Below are 20,245 nucleotides of genomic sequence, written 5' to 3' on the forward strand. Positions count from 1 at the left end.
ATTGCCGAGATGGGCAGTTACTGGTATCATTTTAAGTAATTTTATGAATACTCATGCTATAAAGGTTTCTAATCTAGTCAAAAGGTACAAAGACTGCACCGCTCTGGACGGACTGAGTCTGGAAATAAAGCAGGGTGAGTGTTTTGGGCTTTTAGGACCAAATGGAGCTGGCAAAACCACTCTGGTGCGTATACTGACTTCACTTGCTCCATCAGATTCGGGCACAGTGGAGGTAATGGGGCTTGACCTGGCAGACCACCTAAGGCAGATAAAGGCTATGTTTGGGGTGATACCCCAGCTGGACAATCTGGATTCTGAACTTTCGGTAACCGAAAATCTGGTTACTTTTGCCCGTTTTTTTGACATAAAACCGGCTGATGCCCGTCGAAGAGCCTCTGAGATACTGCATCTTTTTAAATTGGAACAAAAGGCTAATTCCGAGGTGAAGGCCCTTTCGGGTGGTATGCGGCGGCGTTTGCTGCTGGCCAGAGGGCTTATGAATAACCCCAGCATTATTATCCTGGATGAACCTTCAGTTGGCCTTGACCCCCAGTCCAAGTATCTTGTCTGGCAGAAACTGAAGGAATTTAAAGCCTGCGGCATAACTCAGTTACTTACCACCCAGAATATGGACGAAGCGGCAGTGCTGTGTGACCGGATAGCCATAATGCATCAGGGCAAAGTGCTGGATATGGACACTCCCAAAGGGCTGGTGGACAGGCATGTAGGCCAGTGCCTTATAGAGATAGAGGTGCGTCAGGGCGAGCACGAAGCGATAACAGCTGAGTGTATGCGGCGCGGGCTGGATTTTGAAGATTCCGGACTGATTATACAGGTATTCCGCTGTGGCAAAGATAACTTGCTTGACGAACTTAAGGCATTTGGCTGGAATGTGTGGCAGCGGATAGGCACTCTGGAAGATGTATTTTTACGTCTGACCGGAAAGGGGCTGGTGGAATGAACTGGCCTACTTACCGTGCTTTTTATATGTGGCTTCGGAACTACAACGTCTTTATCCGTTTGTTCTGGTCTATTGCGCCGGGGTTTGTTATTGAACCGGTAGTGCTTCTGGTAGCACTTGGTTTCGGCTTCGGGTCATTTATAGGGGATATAAACGGCCAGCCTTATATGGAATTTATCATACCGGGTGTTATTGCCAGCTATGCCATGACCAGCGCTACCTTTGAGTGTACCTATAACGTCTTTTTCCGCATGGACTTCCGAAAAACCTATGACTCCATACTGGCTACCCCTATGAATATAAGTGACGTGGTAACCGGGGAAGTTTTGTGGGGAGCTACCCGCTCCATCATAACAGCTTGCATTATCCTGCTGGTGGCGGCCCTGTTTGGTGTTATCCATTCGCCGCTGGCTCTGCTGGCACCTGTTTTTGCGGTGCTGGAAGGCATCATGTTTGCCAGTATGGGTGTTTTCTTTGCTTCTATAGTCCCCTCTGTTTACAGTTTTAATTATTATTTTACCCTGTTTATCGGCCCGATGACTTTTTTCAGCGGGGCTTTTTTCCCGGTCTCCAGCTTTCCGGAGACGGTTCAGGTTATTTCAAATATTGTGCCTCTTACCCCGGCGGTCAGCCTTATACGGGGGGCGGTCAGTGGTGACTTTGCGGGGGTAAATGTGGTAATCTCGTTGCTGGCGGTTATCGGGGTGTCAGCCGCCTTTTATATAGCTACCCTGTTCAGCATGAAACGCCGGGTTATGGAATAACCCTTTAAATAGTCTGGGGTTTTTGGATAATATACAAAGGAGCGGGAGATGAAGGTAATTGCCCTGGTGGGCATGCCGGGGGCGGGTAAGACCGAAGCCTCGCGTATGTTCAGTAAAAATGGTTTTATACGGATACGTTTCGGAGATATCACTGATGAGAAACTTCGGGAGCTGGTGCTGCCCCTGAACGAAGAGAACGAACGCAAGGTGCGGGAATCACTCCGCAAGCAGTACGGCATGGAGGCTTATGCGGTGCTGAACCTTAGCCGTATTGATGAAAACCTGAAGAAAGACAACGTGGTGGTAGACGGGCTGTATTCGTGGGAGGAGTACAAGTTTCTAAAAAGCTACTATAAAGAACAGCTTGTTGTGGTCGCTATTTCTTCTGCCCCCGCTACCCGTTACTCCCGTTTGTGTGAAAGGGCAGACCGCCCGTTGAACTATGATAATGCCGTTTCCCGTGATTACTCCGAGATAGAAAATATAAACAAAGCCGGGCCGATTGTCATGGCGGATATTACGCTTCTTAATGAACTGGATTTGAAAGATATGGAAAAACAGGTAAAGAAGCTTAGCCTGGAACTGCGGGCAGACGTATGAGCCGTCCGAATGCAGACGAATACTTTCTTAAAATAGCGGCGGTGGTTGCCGAACGTTCTACCTGTGTCCGTCATCATGTCGGGGCGGTAGCTGTAAAGGATAAACATATTCTCTCTACTGGTTACAACGGTGCGCCGGCCGGTCTGACAGACTGTCTGGAACTGGGTTGCCTGCGTAATCAGAACGGCATACCATCTGGTACCCGGCATGAGATTTGCCGGGCAGTCCATGCCGAACAGAATGTTATTATTCAGGCGGCTTTGCACGGTACCAGTCTGGAAGGGGCAACTGTGTATGCCACCCATACTCCCTGTGTGCTGTGTGCTAAAATGCTGACTAATGCCCGTATCAAACGCTACGTCAGCTACGGCAAATACGCAGATGATTCATTTATAGATATGTTCAAACAGGCGGGGATAGAGGTAGTTATAAAAGACCGTCCCCCCGGTATAGTGGAATATCTGGACTAAAAAGTATAAAAAATGGTCAAAATTTCGGAATAGCCAAAACGGTATTGCAGTGTTACAATTAGTGCATACCAATGTGAGTTAAAGTATTTGGTAGCGAAAGTAATAGTTAACCCGGTGGCGGGGGCAAAGTCCACCGAACAAAAATGGCCGCATATCAGCAGGCTTATGCGTGATATGGGTTTTTCTTATGATTTCCAGTATACCGAAAGCCAAGGGCATGCTATTGAGATTGCCCGTAATGCCGCTTTAAATGGCTACCCCTATCTGGTAGCAGTGGGCGGTGACGGCACTATTAACGAAGTAGTTAACGGTATTCTTACCGCCAGCCATGACCAGAAAACCCTGATGGGAGTGGTGGATACCGGCACCGGCAATGATTTTGTACGTTCGCTGGGTCTTGATGGTAATTATCTGCATTCCTGCCAGCACTTGCTTAGCCCCAAGCACACTCTGGTTGATGCCGGTCTGGTAACATTTCAAAAAGAAGGCCATCAGGTCAGCCGCTTCTTTGTAAACGGGGCAGGGGTAGGGTTTGATGCCGAAGTGGCAGCCGCAACCGAACATATGCCCAAAGCTCTGGGCGGAACTATTCCTTTTGTAATGGCTCTGGCTAAGACTCTGCTTGGATACCGCAATAAGACTATAGATATAGGGCTGGATAAGTATAACTATACCCGCCGTGTTTTAAGTGTGATTGTAGCCAACGGCAGTTATTTTGGCGGCGGTATGAAGATAGCCCCATCCGCCCTTATTACCGACAGCCGTTTCGATGTTATCACTTTGGGTGACGTAAACAAACTGGAAATCCTGCAAACTTTCCCCAAAATCTACAAGGGTACTCATATAACACACCCCAAGGTAAAAACCGAACACGCCCGTTTTGTGAGTATTAGTTCTGAAGAGGGGCTTTATCTTCAAGCGGACGGGGAGCTTTTAGGTAAAACCCCGGCAACCTTTGAGGTCTTACCTCAAGCACTCACCATGGTTTTCTAAATTTACCCCTGCTGTTTTTCTCTTTCACTAAAAACCGGGACTATCTGTCTTGTTCTCTGTTTATTCTAGCTTTTATTTTCGTTCTGATAAATGCCGCAGTAGCCGCCGGTTTCGGCATTCAGCTTGAAAAATACCAGCTGAATCAGGCGGGTATTCCGTTCCAGTATCAGCCCTGCTGGATTATAGACTACCAGCAAAGACTCACTTCGGCCGGAATAGCCGGCATCCCACACAGCGGTGTTGACAGTACACCCGCTGCGTAAAAGTGACGAGCGGGGAGTGGCCAGCGCCATAACATCTTTGGGTATGTTGACTATCTCGTTGTAGACTACGGAATAAATACCCGGCATCAGCTTTATCTGGTTATTACAGTCAAACTCAAGCGGGTTATTTGAGGGCAGTTTACGGCGGGCATTGTCCGTGGGCAATACCCCTTCGCCTTCCAAACTGCGTACCTGTTTCAAGCTCAAATCAAATCCGTTTGGCTGGAGCTGGTTTTCCAGATCAGGGTAACCTTCCAGAAGTGGTTTAGCGGACTTTATGAGGCGGAGTATTTCTTCTTTGGCTAGAGCCGACATTGGCGTTTCTCCCGCATATTATTTAAGTGAATTTAACACAATACAGGCGCTTCGGCAAATTTATTTTGGCGTTAACATAAAAAAGCACTTGACACTGCGCTATTATTTATTGTATACGTATTAAAGCTAGCTTGGTTCCGAGGCGGTTAATTGGGAATCTGTGTCCAAAGACTGCGCTGGAAACAAAGCAATTTATATCAAGGAGGTGCAGTCATGGCACAGGACAAAACTTTGGTCTGTCGTGATTGTGGCAATGAGTTCATTTTTACCGCCGGTGAGCAGGAATTTTATGCTTCCCGCGGTTTAAAAAATGAACCCAAACGCTGTCCCGCATGTCGTTCCGCTCGCCGCTCTGAAAACAGGGCTGAAGGTGGCGAAAGAAGGACATATGAAGTGGTGTGTGCCGCGTGTGGCGTTCAGACCACTGTTCCTTTTGAGCCTACTGAGGGCCGCCCGGTTTATTGCAAGGACTGTTACGCTAAAACAAAAGAAAGCGAATAGTTCCTCTTTTTATCCCGGTAAAATTAAATACAGACTCATGCTTTAAGGGTTTCCTTGTGAGTATGGGTTTGTATTATTTTGTAGCTAAGAGTTATGCAGGATTTTAGACAGAAAGAGTTTGGTTCTTTCATGTTTGGGGTTAGTAAAGAACTCATCCGGTGAAGCGCTTTCCACTATCAGGCCTTCGTCCATGAATATTACCCTGTCAGCCGCCGCTCTGGCAAAGCCCATTTCGTGAGATACAACTACCATGGTCATGCCCTCTTTGGCCAGAGCAGTCATCACATCCAGCACTTCTTTTATCATCTCCGGGTCAAGTGCGGAAGTAGGTTCGTCAAAGAGCATTATCTGGGGGTTCATGGCTAAGGCTCTGGCTATGGCGACCCGCTGCTGCTGGCCGCCTGAAAGCTGAACGGGGAAGGCATGGGCCTTGTCCGGTATGCCCACTTTTTTAAGCAAATCTGCCGCAATCTCGGCCGCTTCCTCTTTAGTGCGTTTGCGCACCTGGCACTGGGCAAGGGTGATATTATCAATGACCTTCAGGTGGGAAAAGAGGTTGAATGACTGGAAAACCATGCCTACCTCACGGCGGACATGATTGATATTTTCAGTGCTATCAAGGGTAATGCCGTCTACGGTTATTCTACCGGAATCATATTCTTCCAGACGGTTTATGCACCTCAGCAGGGTAGATTTGCCCGAACCGGAAGGGCCGATAATCACCACTACTTCGCCCCGGTTAACATCAAGGCTGACTCCGCGCAGAGCCTGAACCCTCCCAAAATGCTTTTGGACGTTTTCGATCTTGATAATGGGTTTTTCTGCAGAAGTGTGTTTTTTATTCATTATCTTGAAAATGCAGTTTTCTTTTCTATGTAGTTTATCAGACGGCTGGATAGGAGTGTAAGTATCAGGTAGAGCAGGGCAATCATACTCCATACTTCAATAGGGTTGAAATTGGTGGCGGTAAATTCCCGCCCCAGCCTTACCATGTCAGCTACGGCTACGGTGGATACCAGTGAAGTGTCCTTAAGAAGTGAAATAAATTCGTTGCCCATGGGTGGCAGGACTACTCTCAGTGCCTGAGGCAGTATTATAAATCTCATTGCTTGAGTATGACTCATGCCAAGGCTGCGGGCAGCTTCCATTTGTCCTTTGGGTATACTCTGGATGCCGGCTCTGTAGATTTCGCTCATATATGCGCCGTAGCAGAAGGTCATACCCCAGATAGCCATAACAATGGGGTTTGCCTGATAATTCATCATAGGGCCGAAATTAAGACCTTGCCCTATACTCTGGATTATGACCGGGAAGGCGAAGTACCACCAAATAAGCTGCACCAGCAGGGGAATACCGCGTACTATTTCAACATAAAATGTAGCCAGTCCGCGCAGGATGGTGTTTTTGGATAAACGCCCTAAAGCGCCGAATAAACCGAAAATAAGCATCAGGAAATAGGATACAACTGCCACCAGAACTGTTATGCCGATACCTACCCAGACATACTTGAAGATATCCAGAAAGGGATCAGGTTTAAACAGCATAAGGCCGCCGGCTAGAGCAAAAACCCCGGCTACCAACCACCACCAGGGATCCATATGGCTGGACGGTTCAGCCCCCGGTATCAGGTTTATTTTTTCAGGCGGCTTAATCTTGTCTTCTACCATTTCCTCATACAAGAGAGGGGGCTTTTAAAGCCCCCTCTCTATTTTTTACCTGATTACGGATTTAAGTTCCACTTAGCTACCAGTTGGTCAAAGGTGCCGTCGGCTATGACGGCTGCCAGACCTTGGTTGATCCTGGCCAGAATCTCTGTTTGGCCTTTAGCTACTGAGATGCCGTAGTATTCGTCAGTGAAAGCAGTGCCCACTTTCTTGATTTTGTCAGGGTTGGCATTTACATAATCTATGGCAACGGGGGTATCACAGATAACGGCGTCAATCTGGCCGTTCATAAGGTCCTGGAAAGCCAGGCCGATTTCATCATACGATTTAACAGTAGCGCCCTCTATTTTCTGAGCTTCTATAAATCCGGTGGTTCCGGTCTGGGCTGCAACCTTTTTACCGGTGAGGTCGTTATGGCTCAGGATAGTGGTGTTGTTTTTCTGTACGCAGACCATCTGGCCGGCATTGAAATAGGGGTCTGAAAAGAGCCATTTTTCGAGACGGTCGGGGAGAATGGTGATTGAGGAAATAGCTACTTTATACTGACCGGTAGCCATACCTGCCAGCAAAGCGTCCCAGGCTACGTTTTGGAAGGTGACTTCCAGATTGGCCTTTTCGGCAATAGCTTTCATCAGGTCTATATCAAAACCCTCTATCGCATGAGTCTGTTCATTAACATACTCAAAAGGAGCCCAAGTGGCATCGGTTACTACAGTAACTTGTATTTTTGTGGTGCTGTTATCAGTATTGTCGGTGTCATCATTAGAGCTTTGGCAGCCAGAAAACAGCAATGCGCTGGACAGGAGCAGGGACATAAGGATAGTACTTAAGCGCTTCATCTTTCCTCCTAGATTTATTAAAGCTAAATTAAAGCCTTACAAAAAGATGCAGATTAAAAAGATTGCGAAGAAAGTCTACAATATTTAGGGCCATGTGTCCATGTTTTTTAGGGTTTGTGTTGAAAAATAATGCCCGGCCGGAGGTTATTTATAGCTGAAAACTTCCCAGCCGGGCATTTATTATTAAGTTTTGCCAGCGGCTATTTTGAGCGGGTAGCTACGAAAAGAGTACCGGGGCCGGCATGTACGCCCAGAGCGGCTCCCAATCTGGATATTACTATCTGTTTACGCGGGAAAAACTCTGCCAGGCGGTCTGCCATGGCAACTGCCTCATCAGGGGTGGTTGTATAAACTACAGATAAAGCGGCAAGGTTTTTCACCCCGGCTGTAAATTCAGTAAGCTTTTCCATGCCTTTGCTTCGGCTTCGTACTTGTCCGGCAGGCAAAAGCTCGCCTTGGCCCACAACCAATACTGGTTTCACCGAAAGTAAGGACCCCAGTAAGGCTTTGGATTTACCTATACGCCCGCCCAGTGCCAGATATTTAAGCGTATCAAAGAAGCCCATCATCTGGACTTTTTCTACTGCACTGCGTACTGTATCGGCTACTTCCTTCACGTTCTTGCCGGAAAACGCCGCTTCTGCACCTAGCAAACCTAGTAACCCCAAGCCCATGGAAACCGAACGGGAATCTATAACCTCTATAGGGGGGGTATCATTGCCCAGCAGTTTTTTTGCCTGAATAGCGGAGTCGTATGTGCCGGAAAGCTTGGAAGAAATATGTATGGAGACAATGCCGTCACAGTCGGGTGCCAGTTTCTGGTATACATCTATAAAATCCTGAGGGGAGGGTTGCGAAGTATTGGGATGGATAGATTCGGTCTGGAGTTTTTCGAAGAACTGGTCCTGAGTTATTTCAACACCGTCTTTCAAGGCTTTTTCGCCGAAGCGTACATAAAGGGGGACGATGGTTATTCCCAGAGATTTTGCCAGTTGAGGGGGTATATCTGCGGTGCTGTCTGTAACAATCTTGATTGTCATATAAATCTCCCTCCTATAATTACAATAATAGTTTGGTATATTCCGGAAAATCCCCGGGGAATGTACCCGCCTTAGCCCACCTGACCTCCTTGGGCGTGGTGAGTGCATACATTCGGCAGCTGTAATGCAGAAACAAATTTTATAATGTTTATAGTTTCTTATAAAATATAAAAAAAGTCAAATTTAGACACAATCAGGCACTGGGGCGGGTTTTTAAAAAACACAGAAGCTTGAACGATATATGAGGATTAAGAAAAATGGCTGCAATATGTGATGGCGGAAATATACCAAGATGAAAATATCAGTCCGGATGCCGGAATAAAAGAGTATAAAAAGAATATGGCTGTTAACTGGCAGAATTGCAGTAAATACGGGGAGAAAATAATTGGTGGCAGCGGGTAGATTTGAACTACCGACCAAGGGCTTATGAGTCCCCTGCTCTGCCACTGAGCTACGCTGCCACTAAAGACGTATTGTAAAATCTGCAAGGAGGGTTTGTCAAATCTCCCCATATACGGGATTATAGTGCGGCATGAAACACCGGTAAAGGTATCCAAGGGTATTTGCGGCTAAAATTCGGAAAGTATGCAAGCTGGAAAGGTATAGGGCTTTTAAAAAGGGTTAAAAAGTGTTAGATTTTGGTGTTGTTTTAGCGTTTTATGCTAAAATAGCTGCATTGAGAATAAACTTTGGGGGCGTACCATGGCGCTGACTCAAGTTAAAAATAATACTTCAAATATAGAATCCATTACTTTCGGTAACCTTACCTGGATAAATATTGAAAATCCCCAGGGGGTTGATACCGAATATCTGGCGGCTAATTATCCTTTCCATCCCCTTGACCTTGATGATGTACTGTCACGCCGCCAGCGCCCCAAGATTGACGAATACAAAGATTATCTTTTCTTTGTGCTTCATTTCCCGTTTTACAATAAAGAATTGCGAACTACCGTGCCGGCCCAGCTTTCGGTATTTATCGGGGAAAATTATCTTATTACACTGCATACTGGCAATCTGAAACCGCTGGTCAAGCTTTACCGCGAAATGGAGCTGGAAGAAGATGCCCGCCCCGAATATTTCAACCACGGCTCAGGCTTTTTAATGTACCGTATTGTTGACAGGTTGGTAGACTATTGTCTGCCTATTACCGTAAAGCTGCTGGACAACCTGGAAGAAGTGGAAGATGACATTTTTGCAGGTTCCAACAGTGACCTTAATATTGTTAAAGATATTGCCCTGCTCAGACGGGATATCATTGCCACCCGCCGGATTATCTGGCCGATGAGGGCTGTTATCGGCTGTCTGGAAAACAAGCTCAGAAAATTTATAAATCAGGATATGTCTGTTTATTTTGGAGATATGACAGACCACATGGATAAAGTGTGGGATACTCTGGATGAAACTAAAGAGGTTATAGAAGGCCTAAGCTCCACTTTTGACTCCATGTCTTCCCACCGGACTAACCGGGCTATGCGTATTTTGACCATTGTGGCTACGATTTTACTGCCGTTTACCATGGTAGCCAGCATCTTCGGCATGAATATTCCCCTGCCTTTCCAAAACTCGGAGAATGCCATTTACTTTGTGGCGGTTATTACAGCTATTATCGTAGGTTTGATGCTGTACATGTTCCGCCATGTCCGCCTTATTTAATTCTGCCGGAGAAAAATTGTTATGAGTGTTTCCAGCCGTCTGCTTATTGTCAGTGGTTTGTATATTACCTGCCTTATCACCGCTAACCTTATAGCGGTGAAAATTATTGGGCTGGGAGATGTGTTTCTGCCGGCGGCGGTGATAGTCTTTCCGTTCAGCTATATCTTCGGAGATGTCCTGACCGAGGTTTACGGTTTCCACTGGGCAAGGCGAATTATCTGGCTGGGCTTTATCTGCAACCTTATTTTTGTGGTTTTTGTGGTGCTGGGTCAGATACTGCCGGGAGCGCCCTTCTGGGAGGGACAGGCGGCTTATGAGACCATACTCGGTTATACCCCGCGGATTTTGGTTGCCTCATTTTTAGGGTATCTGGTGGGTGAGTTTGTAAACTCATTCATTATGGCCAAGCTGAAACTGCGGACCAAAGGGCGTTACCTGTGGCTGCGTACTATCGGCTCTACTCTGGCGGGACAGGGGCTGGATACATCCATATTTATTCTGGTGGCGTTTCTGGGTACGCCGGCGTTTGTGCCGCTGATGATACTCTATCACTGGGGTTCAAAAGTGCTTATTGAAGCGGCGGCTACGCCAATTACTTACAAGCTGGTAAATTATTTGAAAAAAGCTGAAAACAGCGACCACTTTGATACAACTACCAATTTCAGCCCTTTCAGGCTCTAGACAGCGGTTCAGGTACAAAAGTGGAAATAGTATTTTTAGGCGCTCACAACTGCGAAACCAAAACCACCCGTCCAAGTTGTCTTATGCTTTCCGGCGGGGTGGTGCTGGATGCTGGCGCCATTACTTCAAGTTTAACACTGGAAGAGCTCTATAATCTTAAGGCGGTTATACTGAGCCATGCCCATTATGACCATATAAAAGATGTGCCGCTGCTGGCTATGAATCTGGCTTATGGGCTGAAAAGCGTGGATATTTACGGCAGTGAGGCGGTTGAAGAAGTGGTTACCAAGCCGCCTTTTTCCGGCGGTTTTTACCCTGATTTTTTTACCCGCCCGCCATCTACTCCGGTTTTGCGGTTTAATACAATTATTCCCGGTTCGGAGTTTGACTGCGAGGTTTACCGGATACTGCCGGTATCTGTACCCCATTCTCGGGATACCACCGGTTTTTGGGTAAAAGACTCAAACGGACATTCGTTTTTTTATACCTCGGATACTGGGATTGGCTTAGGGGATGTCTGGAAACAGATTGACCCGGAAATGCTTATTATCGAGCTGACCATGCCGAATAAACTTAGCGAGCTGGCTTTAAGCTCAAAACACCTTTCCCCTGAACTTTTGGAGACGGAGCTCAGGCTCTTTCGGGAGATAAAAGGGTATTTGCCAAAGATAGTCACCCTTCACACCACGCCTTTGTTTGAAGCTGAAATCAAAACTGAAATAAAGGCAGTTGCTAAAAAAATGCATGCAGATATACTTATGGCTAGTGAAGGGCTAAAACTCCGGCTGGGAGAGTAGGTATGTTTGCTGCCTCGGAGGCTCCGCGGTTTCTGGTTGACCAGAATGTGGGCAAGCTGGCTGTTAACCTGAGGATGCTGGGTTTTGACGCCCGCCGTTTTGGAAGCGGGCCTGATAAACAGCTTGTTTCCGAAGCCCTGGCTGAGGGGAGAGTAATACTTACCCGTGACCATCTGCTTGCGGAAAGACGGCTGGTCAAAAAGGGCAATTTGAAGGTCATGCTTTTTGAAACCGAAGTGGCGGAAGACCAGCTCCGGCAGCTTTTATCGGATATGGTGTTTCGTTCATTTATTTGCCCTTTCAGCCGCTGCATAGAGTGCAATTACCCGCTTTATCCTGTTATGAAAGACACTCTGTCAGAGAGAGTGCCTCCATACGTTTACCAGAATCAGACTGAGTTCAAAGAGTGCCACCACTGCGGACGGGTTTTCTGGAAGGGAAGCCACTGGCAAGCCATGCAGGAATTATTAAGAAGAGTGGGTGTTGATAATAACACCTCTTGCTGATAAACTCGTCTTAGCCTTTGCGAAAGCCGGTAGAAAATGGAAATAACCACAAGCATACGGATGAGGCAAATAGAAGATGACTGTCAGAAACGGGGCATTAGCACCGAAACCCTGATGGAAAATGCCGGCAGGGCGGTGGCGGTGTTTACCCGCCATCTGCTGGAACAGAAAAATGGCTCCCGTGTGCTGATACTTGCGGGTGCGGGCAATAACGGAGGTGACGGACTGGTTGCCGGACGTTATCTGCAGAGCTGGGGCGAGGATGTAAGCATATTTAAGCCCTTCAGGGACACCCAGAAAAATAAGACTATTTCAGATGGTTTAAAACTCCCTGAAAATATATTTACGGATTTAACAAAACTGGAAGAATGCCTGGCAGATACCGATATTGTGATAGATGCTTTGCTGGGTACAGGCGCAAACCGTCCTTTGGAAGGTATATACAAGCAAGCCCTGCAAATGGCTGCCGCTGTCAAAAGTACCAGACCAGAAATGCAGGTGCTGGCCGTAGATTTACCTTCTGGTTTGAATGCCGATACAGGGCAGGCGGATGCGGCTTGCCTGAAAGCGGATTTTACCCTTTCACTGGGCGTTGCTAAGCAGGGTCTTTTTACCCACTGCGGGCTGGAGTTAAGCGGGGTGGTTTTGGTGGTGGATATCGGCATACCGCCCGGACTGACATCTGATATCCATACCCATTTGATTGAAAAAGATTGGGTAAGGGGTATTTTGCCTGTTCGTTCTGCTCATGCCAACAAGGGCAGTTTCGGCCGGGTGATGATTGTGGCGGGAAGTGAACGCTATATTGGGGCTGCTATGCTGGCCGGAAGCGCCGCCATGCGCATCGGTGCGGGCTTAGTTAATTTGGCGCTGCCGCAAAGTTTAACCGGGGCAGTGTCCGCCAAAATACCAGAAGCTATCTACCTGCCGTTGCCTGAAGTATCTTGCGGCATTCCCGATAGCTCTGCTTCACGTCTTATCCTGAGTGAACTGGGTAAATATGACGTACTTCTCATAGGGCCGGGCCTTGGGCAGAGCGCATATTCCGCCAGACTGGTTAGCGAAGTGCTTTCAAATCTGCCCGCAGGGATAAAGGTTGTCATAGATGCCGATGCTTTAAATATACTCGCCGCTATACCGGACTGGTGGCTTGAATATAAATTTGATGCTATACTCACCCCTCACCCGGGTGAAATGGGAAGGCTTACTAAGACTACTGCCGAATCTGTTCAGTCTGACCGTTTCGGTATTTGCCGTGAATCTGCCCGCAAGTGGGGCAAGACAATTATTCTGAAGGGTGCCGGGACAATTATTTCATCACCGCAGGGTGAAACCCTGTGTAATCCGGCGGCTAACCCTGTGTTGGCCTCGGCCGGTACGGGTGATGTACTTGCCGGAATAATAAGCGGTCTTCTCGGGCAGGGGTTGAATCTTTTTGAGGCGGCGGGTTTAGGTGTTAACCTGCACTCTGCTGCTGCGGAAGCACTGCGGAATGAGATGGGTGATGCCGGTGTACTGGCTTCGGATTTACTGTTAAAATTGCCTGTGATTATAAAAGAATTGAAACAGGGCTAGATTATGAATAAACAAACTGCTGCTGAACGACTTGTTGCCGTAGATATCGGCAATACCAGTGTAAATATAGGTATATTTGAGGGCGAAAAACTGCTGGCAAATTGGCATCTGGGTTCGGTTGCCCAGCGTATGGCTGACGAATATGCCGGTCTGCTTTTAGGCTTGTTGCAGCACTCAGGCATACGCCCCGAAGAACTAAATAGGGTAATCATGTGCAGTGTTGTGCCGCCCCTTACCACTACTTTTGAAGAGGTATTTAAAACTTATTTCAAGGCTGTTCCTCTGGTAGTGGGTGCAGGCATAAAGAGCGGGGTTAAGATACGAATGGATAATCCCCGTGAAGTTGGGGCTGACCGCATAGTAAATGCCGCTGCCGCCAGAGTGCTTTATCCGGGGGCGTGCATAATAGTGGATATGGGTACGGCCACTACCTTTGATACACTTTCGGAGAGCGGGGAATATATAGGCGGGGCGATTGCACCGGGTATTGCCACCTCGGCTCAAGCCATTGTAGAGAGGACATCAAAACTGCCTAAGATTGAAATAATCCACCCCGCTAGAGCTATCGGTTCTAATACTGTTTCGGCTATGCAGTCAGGGGTATATTTCGGTTATATCGGGCTAGTGGAAGAACTGGTCAGACGGATTCAAGCTGAGTTGGGGCAGAAAACCAGGGTGATTGCTACCGGCGGATACGCCTCACTTATAGCCGAAGGCAGCCGTATGTTTGACATAGTACGTCCTGACCTTACTCTTCAGGGGCTCAGGCTTATTTACCAGATGAATCAGGTTTAAGGGCTTTTATTTTGCAAAAATGAAATAGATGGTACGGCAACAGCTTCCCTTGTGTTCAGGACATCTAATAAGGGGTATTTGCCGTGGGAGTGCAAACGGATATGAAAAAGAAACAAACAATAGTTTTGGGGATAACAGGCAGTATTTCTGCCTATAAAGCGGCGGATATCACCTCCAAACTGGTTGGCGAAGGGTATACAGTCAAAGCGGTTATGACCGAAGATGCCTGCCATTTCATATCTCCCCTTACCATTCGGACGCTTAGCCACCAGCCGGTGGTAACCAGTATGTGGGATATGAATTCCGAATACAGTGTAGAGCATGTCTCACTGGCAGAGGAAGCGGATATTATTCTGGTAGCTCCGGCTACCGCTAATATCATTGCCAAGCTTGCCTGCGGCATGGCAAATGATATGCTTTCGGCTACTATTCTGGCTTGTAAATCACCTGTCATAATAGCTCCGGCTATGAATGACAATATGTATTCCAATCCTGTTACCCAGCAGAATATATCAAAGCTCAAGGAACGGGGTTTTGTATTTGTAGAACCGGAATACGGCCGGCTGGCTTCGGGGAAAACTGGGCAGGGCAGGCTGGCTTCGCTGGATAAGGTATTGGGCTCAGTTACCCAGGTTTTGGGTAAAAGCGGACCTTTGGCCGGGAAAAAACTGGTTATCAGCGCCGGGGGCACCCGTGAGCCGGTTGACCCGGTGCGTTATCTGGGTAACCGCAGTTCCGGTAAAATGGGCTATGCTCTGGCAGAGGAAGCTGTCAGACGAGGTGCCAGTGTAAGGCTGATTTCAGGGACTGTTGATAAACCTGCCCCTTTTGGAGTTGACATAAAGTATGCAGAAACCGCTATGGAAATGTTTATCTCTCTCAGAGAAGCGGTCAAAGGGGCAGATGCCCTAATTATGACAGCTGCTGTGGCAGATTACCGCCCGGAAAAACCGGCGGCGGATAAGATTAAAAAAGGGGATGGGGGGCTCGATTTGCATCTGGTAGCCAACCCTGATATTTTGACTGCTTTGCAGGGTGATTTTGTTAAGGTGGGTTTTGCGGCTGAAAGCCGTGACCTTATGATAAATGCCGTTAAAAAAATGGCTGATAAGAATCTGGATATTATTGCGGCTAACGATATCAGCCAGCCGGACAGCACCTTTGGTTCTGACACTACCCGCCTGACCCTTTTCTTTAAAAACGGGCGGATAGAGGAAATGCCGCTTATGTCCAAAAAGGAAGCGGCCGTGAGACTTCTTGATGAACTTTCAGCTTTACTTTAAAATTTGATTTAAAACTACCAAAATAAGATTATATAGTTCAAGTCAGATGCGGGGTGTTTACCCGGCCGCAGTTTGTGAGGTTAATTGATATGGCTCAGTGTTCCGATTTACCTGAAATGGCTAAGGCTTATGAAGCCGCCGAGGTTGAGAAAAAATGGTATCAGTACTGGATGGGGAAAGGTTATTTTAAGCCAAACCCTGATTCAGATAAAAAACCGTTTGTTATAATAATGCCCCCGCCCAATGTTACCGGGGAGCTCCACCTTGGTCATGCTCTGACAGCCACATTGGAAGATATTATGATCCGCTGGCACCGCATGTTGGGTGAACCGGCTTTATGGCTGCCGGGTGCGGACCATGCCGGTATTGCCGCTCAGGTAGTAGTGGAACGTGAACTAGCCAAACAGGGCAAAACCCGCCAAGAGCTGGGACGGGAACTTTTCTTGGAGAAAATGTGGGAATGGGTTAATCCCTGCCGTGAGAGAATCCGCCACCAGCATATGCGTCTGGGTGCTTCGTGTGATTGGGATAGGGAGACCTTTACTCTGGATGAAGGACCAGTTAAAGCTGTACGTGAGATATTCACCAATCTTTACGAAAAAGGATTAATCTACCGGGGAGAGCGGATAATCAACTGGTGTCCCCGCTGTGCTACCGCTGTTTCAGACCTTGAGGTAGACCATAAAGATTTAGCCGGGCATATCTGGCACTTGCGTTACCCTCTGGAAGACGGAAGCGGGTTTGTCACCGTGGCGACCACCCGGCCTGAAACCATGCTGGGGGATACGGCTGTTGCCGTTCACCCGGACGATGTCAGATATACAGGTATGGTAGGTAAGAATGTCCTTTTGCCCATTATGAACCGCCGCATACCTATTATTGCTGACGAAGCAGTAGATATGGCGTTCGGTACGGGTGCGGTCAAGGTTACGCCTGCCCATGACCCCAATGACTTTGAAATGGGGCTTCGCCATAGCTTGCCCATGATTACCATTCAGAACCGTGATACTACCATGAACGAAAATGCCGGCCCCTGCAGCGGCATGACAGCCAAAGCCTGCCGTGAATATGTGGTTTCGGAGATGAAGTCACTGGGTCTGCTGCTTAAGATAGAGGATTATACCCATTCGGTGGGGCATTGCCAGCGCTGCAGCGCGGTTATTGAACCTATGGTCAGCAAGCAATGGTTTGTTAAGATGGAACCTTTGGCTAAACCGGCTCTGGAGGCGGTAAACAGCGGGCGTATCCAGATACTGCCCGAAAGATTTACCAAAGTTTACCAGAACTGGATGGAAAATATCCGTGACTGGTGTATTTCCCGCCAGCTTTGGTGGGGTCACCGCATACCCGTCTGGTATTGCCCCTGCGGTGAGATGATAGTTTCCAAGGAAGACCCGACTGCTTGCCCCAAATGCGGCGGTACCAAGTTGGAACAAGACCCGGATGTGCTGGATACATGGTTTTCTTCAGGTTTATGGCCGCACTCTACTTTGGGCTGGCCTGACCAAACCGAAGATTTAAAACGTTTTTATCCAGGCTCGGTTCTGGAAACCGCCTATGACATTATCTTTTTCTGGGTAGCCCGGATGATTGTCATGGGTATAGAGGACATGAAAGAAGTCCCTTTCCGCACCGTTTATCTGCATGGCTTGATACGGGATGATAAGGGCGAAAAAATGAGCAAAACCAAGGGGAATGTGATAGACCCGCTTAAGGTTATTGACCAGTACGGAACAGATGCCCTGCGGTTTGCGGTTACCTTTGGCACTTCACCGGGAAATGACTCCAAACTGGGGCAGACCAAGCTTGAGGCCGCCCGTAACTTTGCCAACAAACTCTGGAACGCCAGCCGTTTCGTCATTATGAATTTGGGTGAAGGGAAAGAACTCTTGCCGGAGGCCGAATTGCCCCTTGAAGACCGCTGGATACTCAGCCGTATGAATAGAGTGACGGCAGACGTAACCCGTCTGATGGAGGAGTTTCAGTTTGGTGAAGCCCAGAGGATTTTACAGGATTTTATCTGGGGAGAGTTTTGTGACTGGTATATTGAGCTTGCCAAAGTACGGCTGCGTGATGAAGCGTCTGTATCCCCCCACTCGGTGCTGGTTAAGGTGCTTTCCACCATTTTGCGGTTGCTTCACCCCTACATGCCATTTATTACCGAAGAACTCTGGAGTTATTTAAGACCGTATCTGCCGAAATTACTCTGCGAAATGGATATTATCGTTGCTCCTTTCCCGCAAGCGGACAAGGCTTGTTTTGATGAGCAGACCGAAAGTATTATGGGCAGTCTGGTTGAAGTAGTCCGTTCGTTGCGTAACCTTCGGGCGGAACATAACGTGGAGATTTCCCGCTACATACAGGCAAACATATATGCCGGAGATATGGCAGAGGTTCTCAGTAACTACTTAGGGGCGGTAGAAACCCTTTCCCGCTCCCGCCCGGTGAATATCCTGCCCGGCCACTATATCGGTGCGTCTACTGCCACTGAGGTGGTTCTGGTGCTTAACGGAATTGAAGTGGTGGTGCCCATGTCTACTATGGTAGACCTTGAGGCAGAGGCCAAACGGGTAAAAGCTGAAATTGCTGAGTTGGAAACCCAGATAGAACGGCTTTCCGCCAGGCTTCAAGATGCGCAGTTCCTTGCCAAAGCACCCCAGGCGGTGGTAGACAAAGAACGTATCAAGCTTGAAGGTTATATTGAGAAAGTAAGCCGCCTGAAAGCGGCTTAGGAAGCTTGCTTGGCATCAGGGTTGATAGTAGGCACTTCGGCAATCACGGTAGTTCCCTGTCCGGGGTGAGTAAGTATGTGTATATGCCCGCCAATCAGCTGGGCACGTTCGTGCATACCTGCCAGTCCTAGTTTGCCGTTTTGAGCCAGATTGTCAGTCTGTTCCGAAAGGTTAAACCCTTTGCCGTTATCCTGGATAGTCAGTAAAATGGCTTTGGGTTTGAACTCCAGTTCCAGCCGTACCCAGGTGGCCAGTGAGTGTTTGCGGATATTATTAAAGGCTTCCTGAGCGATGCGGAAAATAAGCAACTGGATTTCGGCTGTCAGCTCTACTTCACGCCCTTTTATATTTGACTCAGTATGTATCTGCCCGTCCTGTGCCAGTTTCTCGGTCAGCCATTCCAAGGCGGGTATCAAGCCTAAATCATCCAGTATACGCGGCCGCAGGTCCTGGGCTATACGCCGCAGGCTTTCAAGGGCCTCTTCAGACTGGCTTCGCAGGGCATCAAGCTGGGGTTTGCAATCTGCAATGTCACGTTCAGACTGCTTACCCAAATTGTCTATCTTTTGCATCAGCAGCAAGAGCAGGGGGGCTACTTCGTCATGGAGTTCACGTGAAATACGTTTGCGTTCAGCTTCCTGTGCCCGTATTACATCCTGAACGAATGACTTCATGTTTTGCTGACGGCGAAGTTCTTCGGTGATATCCCGGGCTATATTTTGAAAACCAAGTACTTCGTCAGCTGATTTTACTAGAGTAGTTGCCATACGCAGTACCGCTACTGAACCGTCATGCCGGCGGATTTTTTGTTCGTAAGGCATTTTTACTTCTGCGCCGGCTGCCATACGGGCATTCATATCCATTATCTGGTCATACTCGGAGGCAGTAGTCAGCAGGTCTTTCAGGTTTTTCTGTTTAAGCTCGGTTCGGGAATAGCCTGTCAGGTCGGCTGATGCCCGGTTGGCGTATACAATATGCCCCTTCCGGTCATAAAACCAGATAGCATCGGAGGCATTTTCAAATAAACAGCGGTGGCAGAGTGCCGGCGGTTTAAAGCGTGTTTCGGTCATAGCCTTCTATCCCTTGAGGTACATCTTCAAGCATTACATAACCTTCGCGGAAGCCTTTGACAATAGCTTCAGTGCGGCAGCTGCAGCGCATTTTATTAAATATATTTGAAAGGTGGGCTTTTACTGTCCGCATGGAAAGGGTCAACTTATCGGCGATTTCGCGGTTGCTTAGACCCTTTGATGCCAGCTGGAGTATTTCAACTTCCCGCGGGGAAAGCTGGCCGCGGACTTTATCTTCGTCAGATTCCTTGCTCACATTTACCACCCGTTCCAGCAGTTTTCGGGTTGCAATAGAATCCAGTACGGATTCGCCGGCTTTTATAGCCCTGATAGCCCCTACAATTTCATCGCTTTTGGCGCTTTTCAGCAGGTAACCGCTGGCTCCGGCTTCAAGCAAACCGAGTATATAGCGGATATCGCTATATGCCGTAAGTATTAGGATACAGGTAGATGGGTTATTTTTCTTTATAAGTTTGGTTGCTTCCACACCGGTCAGTCTGGGCATGACTATGTCCATAAGGACTACGTCCGGTTTGAACTGAGCTACCATATCAACGGCTTCCTGCCCGTCTCCGGCTTCGCCGACTACTTCAATGTCTTTTTCCTGGCTTAACAATCGGCTCATACCCTCTCTAAGGACTGCATGATCATCAGCTATCAGGACTTTGGTTTTTGCCATGTTAAGCCTCCGTAAGTGGGGAATTAGTACTGTTAAATGATTGTATTATATCTTTGGGACTATA

Annotated in this window: 22 protein-coding genes and 1 tRNA gene; 15 read left to right on the forward strand and 8 right to left on the reverse strand. The window is 47.9% G+C overall.

The window, feature by feature from the left end; genetic code table 11:
- The first annotated feature begins 43 nt into the window (after positions 1-43).
- The 5 genes from ASJ33_RS02250 to ASJ33_RS02270 all read left to right on the forward strand — a co-directional run bounded on the left by ASJ33_RS02250 (position 44) and on the right by ASJ33_RS02270 (position 3,788).
- Positions 44-961: an ABC transporter ATP-binding protein gene (locus ASJ33_RS02250; RefSeq protein WP_041330635.1), complete on the forward strand. Its 918-nt coding sequence runs from the start codon at positions 44-46 to the stop codon at positions 959-961.
- On the forward strand, positions 958-1,725 hold the full coding sequence (locus ASJ33_RS02255) for an ABC transporter permease (protein WP_012881685.1): 768 nt from the start codon (positions 958-960) through the stop codon (positions 1,723-1,725). The genes ASJ33_RS02250 and ASJ33_RS02255 overlap by 4 nt, the downstream gene beginning before the upstream one ends.
- A gap of 48 nt (positions 1,726-1,773) precedes the next feature.
- Positions 1,774-2,325: an AAA family ATPase gene (locus ASJ33_RS02260; RefSeq protein WP_041330637.1), complete on the forward strand. Its 552-nt coding sequence runs from the start codon at positions 1,774-1,776 to the stop codon at positions 2,323-2,325.
- Entirely contained in the window at positions 2,322-2,795 is a 474-nt protein-coding gene (locus tag ASJ33_RS02265) for a deoxycytidylate deaminase (RefSeq protein WP_010936191.1), read from the forward strand. Before ASJ33_RS02260 ends, ASJ33_RS02265 begins: the two co-directional genes overlap by 4 nt.
- An 87-nt stretch (positions 2,796-2,882) precedes the next feature.
- Entirely contained in the window at positions 2,883-3,788 is a 906-nt protein-coding gene (locus ASJ33_RS02270) for a diacylglycerol/lipid kinase family protein (protein WP_041330639.1), read from the forward strand.
- A gap of 65 nt (positions 3,789-3,853) precedes the next feature.
- Here the strand turns inward: ASJ33_RS02270 and ASJ33_RS02275 are convergent, their stop codons facing one another.
- The gene (locus ASJ33_RS02275) at positions 3,854-4,366 is read right to left on the reverse strand and encodes a deoxyuridine 5'-triphosphate nucleotidohydrolase (RefSeq protein WP_023651965.1); all 513 of its coding nucleotides are present in this window, start codon (positions 4,364-4,366) and stop codon (positions 3,854-3,856) included.
- A gap of 213 nt (positions 4,367-4,579) precedes the next feature.
- Here ASJ33_RS02275 and ASJ33_RS02280 point away from each other — a divergent pair, with 213 nt between their 5' ends.
- Positions 4,580-4,867 (forward strand): zinc-ribbon domain containing protein, encoded by a 288-nt coding sequence (locus ASJ33_RS02280; RefSeq protein ID WP_023651966.1) that lies wholly within the window; start codon positions 4,580-4,582, stop codon positions 4,865-4,867.
- An 84-nt stretch (positions 4,868-4,951) separates the two neighbouring features.
- Here ASJ33_RS02280 and ASJ33_RS02285 read toward each other — a convergent pair whose 3' ends face one another.
- The 4 genes from ASJ33_RS02285 to ASJ33_RS02300 form a co-directional block, all read right to left on the reverse strand.
- Positions 4,952-5,713 (reverse strand): amino acid ABC transporter ATP-binding protein, encoded by a 762-nt coding sequence (locus tag ASJ33_RS02285; protein ID WP_041330641.1) that lies wholly within the window; start codon positions 5,711-5,713, stop codon positions 4,952-4,954.
- Positions 5,713-6,534, reverse strand: coding sequence for an amino acid ABC transporter permease (locus ASJ33_RS02290; RefSeq protein ID WP_041331690.1), 822 nt, complete (start codon positions 6,532-6,534; stop codon positions 5,713-5,715). Before ASJ33_RS02290 ends, ASJ33_RS02285 begins: the two co-directional genes overlap by 1 nt.
- Before the next feature lie 53 nt (positions 6,535-6,587).
- On the reverse strand, positions 6,588-7,370 hold the full coding sequence (locus tag ASJ33_RS02295) for a basic amino acid ABC transporter substrate-binding protein (RefSeq protein ID WP_023651969.1): 783 nt from the start codon (positions 7,368-7,370) through the stop codon (positions 6,588-6,590).
- Positions 7,371-7,570: 200 nt separating this feature from the next.
- Positions 7,571-8,410 (reverse strand): DegV family protein, encoded by an 840-nt coding sequence (locus ASJ33_RS02300; RefSeq protein ID WP_041330643.1) that lies wholly within the window; start codon positions 8,408-8,410, stop codon positions 7,571-7,573.
- A gap of 270 nt (positions 8,411-8,680) precedes the next feature.
- Between ASJ33_RS02300 and ASJ33_RS08605 the strand changes: the two genes are divergently transcribed.
- Positions 8,681-8,812, forward strand: a complete 132-nt coding sequence (locus tag ASJ33_RS08605) for a hypothetical protein (protein ID WP_257786075.1) — start codon at positions 8,681-8,683, stop codon at positions 8,810-8,812.
- Here ASJ33_RS08605 and ASJ33_RS02305 read toward each other — a convergent pair.
- A tRNA-Met gene (locus ASJ33_RS02305) sits at positions 8,797-8,871 on the reverse strand. The two genes, ASJ33_RS08605 and ASJ33_RS02305, sit on opposite strands and share 16 nt — an antisense overlap.
- A gap of 241 nt (positions 8,872-9,112) precedes the next feature.
- Between ASJ33_RS02305 and ASJ33_RS02310 the strand changes: the two genes are divergently transcribed.
- From ASJ33_RS02310 to ASJ33_RS02345, 8 genes are all read left to right on the forward strand, one after another.
- Positions 9,113-10,063 (forward strand): magnesium transporter CorA family protein, encoded by a 951-nt coding sequence (locus ASJ33_RS02310; RefSeq protein ID WP_041330644.1) that lies wholly within the window; start codon positions 9,113-9,115, stop codon positions 10,061-10,063.
- Between the two features lie 21 nt (positions 10,064-10,084).
- Entirely contained in the window at positions 10,085-10,744 is a 660-nt protein-coding gene (locus ASJ33_RS02315) for a queuosine precursor transporter (RefSeq protein ID WP_041330646.1), read from the forward strand.
- 20 nt (positions 10,745-10,764) lie between these two features.
- On the forward strand, positions 10,765-11,541 hold the full coding sequence (locus tag ASJ33_RS02320; RefSeq protein ID WP_041330648.1) for an MBL fold metallo-hydrolase: 777 nt from the start codon (positions 10,765-10,767) through the stop codon (positions 11,539-11,541).
- A 2-nt stretch (positions 11,542-11,543) separates the two neighbouring features.
- The gene (locus tag ASJ33_RS02325; protein ID WP_041330650.1) at positions 11,544-12,047 is read left to right on the forward strand and encodes a Mut7-C RNAse domain-containing protein; all 504 of its coding nucleotides are present in this window, start codon (positions 11,544-11,546) and stop codon (positions 12,045-12,047) included.
- A 36-nt stretch (positions 12,048-12,083) separates the two neighbouring features.
- Positions 12,084-13,622: a bifunctional ADP-dependent NAD(P)H-hydrate dehydratase/NAD(P)H-hydrate epimerase gene (locus ASJ33_RS02330; RefSeq protein ID WP_041330652.1), complete on the forward strand. Its 1,539-nt coding sequence runs from the start codon at positions 12,084-12,086 to the stop codon at positions 13,620-13,622.
- A 3-nt stretch (positions 13,623-13,625) separates the two neighbouring features.
- Positions 13,626-14,417, forward strand: coding sequence for a type III pantothenate kinase (locus ASJ33_RS02335; RefSeq protein ID WP_041330654.1), 792 nt, complete (start codon positions 13,626-13,628; stop codon positions 14,415-14,417).
- Positions 14,418-14,518: 101 nt separating this feature from the next.
- Positions 14,519-15,700 (forward strand): bifunctional phosphopantothenoylcysteine decarboxylase/phosphopantothenate--cysteine ligase CoaBC, encoded by a 1,182-nt coding sequence (gene coaBC, locus ASJ33_RS02340; RefSeq protein WP_041330656.1) that lies wholly within the window; start codon positions 14,519-14,521, stop codon positions 15,698-15,700.
- Positions 15,701-15,789: 89 nt separating this feature from the next.
- Complete coding sequence (locus ASJ33_RS02345; RefSeq protein ID WP_041330658.1) at positions 15,790-18,432, forward strand: valine--tRNA ligase; 2,643 nt, start codon at positions 15,790-15,792, stop codon at positions 18,430-18,432.
- On the opposite strand, the gene ASJ33_RS02350 is transcribed toward ASJ33_RS02345, so the two are convergent.
- Positions 18,429-19,502, reverse strand: a complete 1,074-nt coding sequence (locus ASJ33_RS02350) for a PAS domain-containing sensor histidine kinase (RefSeq protein WP_041330660.1) — start codon at positions 19,500-19,502, stop codon at positions 18,429-18,431. The two genes, ASJ33_RS02345 and ASJ33_RS02350, sit on opposite strands and share 4 nt — an antisense overlap.
- A complete protein-coding gene (locus ASJ33_RS02355) occupies positions 19,483-20,181 on the reverse strand; it encodes a response regulator transcription factor (protein ID WP_012881703.1) in 699 nt (232 codons plus the stop codon). The genes ASJ33_RS02350 and ASJ33_RS02355 overlap by 20 nt, the downstream gene beginning before the upstream one ends.
- Positions 20,182-20,245: the final 64 nt, after the last annotated feature.

Source organism: Dehalococcoides mccartyi (assembly GCF_001889305.1).
GTDB classification, from domain to species: Bacteria; Chloroflexota; Dehalococcoidia; order Dehalococcoidales; family Dehalococcoidaceae; genus Dehalococcoides; species Dehalococcoides mccartyi_A.

Bases quoted from the DNA above. Each gene is read 5' to 3' on its own strand.
- ASJ33_RS02250 (WP_041330635.1), top strand. From the start codon at position 44: ATGAATACTCATGCTATAAAGGTTTCTAATCTAGTCAAAAGGTACAAA.
- ASJ33_RS02255 (WP_012881685.1), top strand. From the start codon at position 958: ATGAACTGGCCTACTTACCGTGCTTTTTATATGTGGCTTCGGAACTAC.
- ASJ33_RS02260 (WP_041330637.1), top strand. From the start codon at position 1,774: ATGAAGGTAATTGCCCTGGTGGGCATGCCGGGGGCGGGTAAGACCGAA.
- ASJ33_RS02265 (WP_010936191.1), top strand. From the start codon at position 2,322: ATGAGCCGTCCGAATGCAGACGAATACTTTCTTAAAATAGCGGCGGTG.
- ASJ33_RS02275 (WP_023651965.1), bottom strand. From the start codon at position 4,366: ATGTCGGCTCTAGCCAAAGAAGAAATACTCCGCCTCATAAAGTCCGCT.
- ASJ33_RS02280 (WP_023651966.1), top strand. From the start codon at position 4,580: ATGGCACAGGACAAAACTTTGGTCTGTCGTGATTGTGGCAATGAGTTC.
- ASJ33_RS02285 (WP_041330641.1), bottom strand. From the start codon at position 5,713: ATGAATAAAAAACACACTTCTGCAGAAAAACCCATTATCAAGATCGAA.
- ASJ33_RS02290 (WP_041331690.1), bottom strand. From the start codon at position 6,534: ATGGTAGAAGACAAGATTAAGCCGCCTGAAAAAATAAACCTGATACCG.
- ASJ33_RS02295 (WP_023651969.1), bottom strand. From the start codon at position 7,370: ATGAAGCGCTTAAGTACTATCCTTATGTCCCTGCTCCTGTCCAGCGCA.
- ASJ33_RS02300 (WP_041330643.1), bottom strand. From the start codon at position 8,410: ATGACAATCAAGATTGTTACAGACAGCACCGCAGATATACCCCCTCAA.
- ASJ33_RS02310 (WP_041330644.1), top strand. From the start codon at position 9,113: ATGGCGCTGACTCAAGTTAAAAATAATACTTCAAATATAGAATCCATT.
- ASJ33_RS02315 (WP_041330646.1), top strand. From the start codon at position 10,085: ATGAGTGTTTCCAGCCGTCTGCTTATTGTCAGTGGTTTGTATATTACC.
- ASJ33_RS02325 (WP_041330650.1), top strand. From the start codon at position 11,544: ATGTTTGCTGCCTCGGAGGCTCCGCGGTTTCTGGTTGACCAGAATGTG.
- ASJ33_RS02330 (WP_041330652.1), top strand. From the start codon at position 12,084: ATGGAAATAACCACAAGCATACGGATGAGGCAAATAGAAGATGACTGT.
- ASJ33_RS02335 (WP_041330654.1), top strand. From the start codon at position 13,626: ATGAATAAACAAACTGCTGCTGAACGACTTGTTGCCGTAGATATCGGC.
- coaBC (WP_041330656.1), top strand. From the start codon at position 14,519: ATGAAAAAGAAACAAACAATAGTTTTGGGGATAACAGGCAGTATTTCT.
- ASJ33_RS02345 (WP_041330658.1), top strand. From the start codon at position 15,790: ATGGCTCAGTGTTCCGATTTACCTGAAATGGCTAAGGCTTATGAAGCC.
- ASJ33_RS02350 (WP_041330660.1), bottom strand. From the start codon at position 19,502: ATGACCGAAACACGCTTTAAACCGCCGGCACTCTGCCACCGCTGTTTA.
- ASJ33_RS02355 (WP_012881703.1), bottom strand. From the start codon at position 20,181: ATGGCAAAAACCAAAGTCCTGATAGCTGATGATCATGCAGTCCTTAGA.